Below are 2002 nucleotides of genomic sequence, written 5' to 3'. Positions count from 1 at the left end.
GTAGTCAGTCGATGAATTTGGGGATTGGCGGGAATGCGAAACTGCTGCAACATGTATGCGTGTGGCGTCTTATCGACAATCTCTTGAGCGCGGCGAATGCAGCCACTCATCCCCTCGCTCCCTGGCGTGAGTTCCAATTGGGCACCATAAGCCTTGAGCAACGCGCGGCGTTCAAGACTCATGGTTTCGGGCATGGCAATAATCAATTTATAACCCTTCGCGGCTGCGACCATTGCCAGCGCGATGCCAGTATTGCCCGATGTGGGTTCGACCAAAATTGTTTTGTGCGGGGTAATCAAGCCTTCTTTTTCAGCAGCTTCGATCATATTGACGCCAATCCGATCCTTGACAGATGACGCTGGATTCATCCCTTCTAGCTTGACGACGATTGTGGCGACACAGCCTTCAGCTTTGGGAATACGGTTGAGGCGAACTAGGGGCGTGCGACCGACTAATTCAGTAATATCGTTAGCAATTTTCATATCGATAAAAGCGGCAAATCTAAAGGGAGGGGAGAATCGCGGACTAGAGCTACTCTGGCTGGTAGTCTACGGCGTAAATCTAGTAGAAGAGATGGGATCTGGGAGCTGGGAGCCAAAAGTGCGGGAACAGGGGTTTCCCAACTGGGGCGCGAGCTTTTGGGGGGAAGCTTCCCAAGCGAGCTTTTGGGGGGAAGCTTCCCCCCAAAACGTCGCGCCCGAAAACGTCGCTTCGGGAGACAAAGGCCAGACAAGTAGATCGCCTTTTCAAGACAGATCAGAGGATCTCAATAGTGACTTAATTTGTGCCGATCGGTACTGGTGCTAAGTTTCCATCATAACTGGAGTATGGCTCTCTAAAATTCTAACAACCTCTGTCGATCGGCGAAACGATCGAGCCGAGAATTGTTAGCGAATGACTACCTAATTCCAATCTGTCACCCATGATAATGAATGCGGATATTTGGGGAATAATAGAGATCGAGAGCGTCAATCTAAATTGTGTCGGCGAGCAATCGTCCAGCAGGTTAGGTCGGACTAGCGATCGTGGCTAAAAAACTCACGTTTTGAATCCAAGCTACAATTATTACTAGGCATTGAAAATCTCACATGTTGCTGACACTATGAGCGTGCGAATCCATAAAATTCTAGAGCTAGGGTTGAATAGTATGGTGGGAATTGAAGGGCGAGCAACCGCCTAAGCGAGGAAATAAAGTCTTAATCGGGAGTCGGGGATGCTGGATGCGATCGTACACAATCTAGAACAGAGCAATCACATTGCCAGAATTAAAAAGCTGGTCTTCTGTGCTTGTACCAATAATTGGAGCAATGAAGCTCAACAACTGAGTACGGCAAAGTTTAAAAGTTACATTCAACAGTTGCACGAGCGTTATGCTTCAACGGTGGAGCTAAAGTATTTGCTCTATCGGATCGTAATTAGATTAAATCATAGTACAAATTACTATACAGTTGCTAATTTCTTGTGTCAGGAGATGGAGCCACTGTATGCTTTCGAGTCTAGCGCGCCTAGCGATCGCACTGGGCAAGAAGATAGTTCGACCAGCCGCACGAATGCCGCTGCTTGGGGTAAAGAAGCGATTTTTACCGTCGAAGAGATTCAGGCAGGGACGATGTTACAAGTCGAAATGTCAGTACTCGCCGCCAATCGCCAGCTTCTGACACATGTGGTGGTAACTTTGCCCGATCTCGATCGAATGATGAGCCAGTATCAAGAATGGCAATCCCGCTATCGGCGACTCGATCCCCAAAATCATCGCCTGATGAGTAATAAAGCAGTTAGTTTAGTCCCAGAGCGGATTAATGACTGCCTGGACGCTGGTGCCATGCTTCAGGCCAATTTACATCAATGGTATAGTTCTCCAGGCTTCCAGACCATCCGCGAACGCTTAGCGACGACGATCGATCCTGATGTCGAGATCGAAACGATCGTCCGCAGCCGCTCCAAGTCACTGTTAAAACTGCCTTGGAATTCTATTTGGCAACCGATCCTCGATCGTTACCCC

1 protein-coding gene and 1 pseudogene are annotated in these 2002 nt (G+C 48.5%); one reads left to right on the top strand and one right to left on the bottom strand.

All coding sequences use genetic code 11. The features are described from left to right. On the bottom strand, nucleotides 1–482 hold a 482-nt coding region (locus RMO35_RS13745; protein ID WP_309741866.1), incomplete at its 3' end, for a pyridoxal-phosphate dependent enzyme. Nucleotides 483–1213: 731 nt separating this feature from the next. On the opposite strand from RMO35_RS13745, the pseudogene RMO35_RS13740 reads away from it, so the two are divergent. Further along, a pseudogene (locus tag RMO35_RS13740) lies at nucleotides 1214–2002 on the top strand (hypothetical protein); the annotation flags it as partial.

The sequence above is a fragment of the Chamaesiphon sp. OTE_20_metabat_361 genome (assembly GCF_031364565.1).
This window is presented reverse-complemented; position numbering and strand designations above follow the sequence as displayed.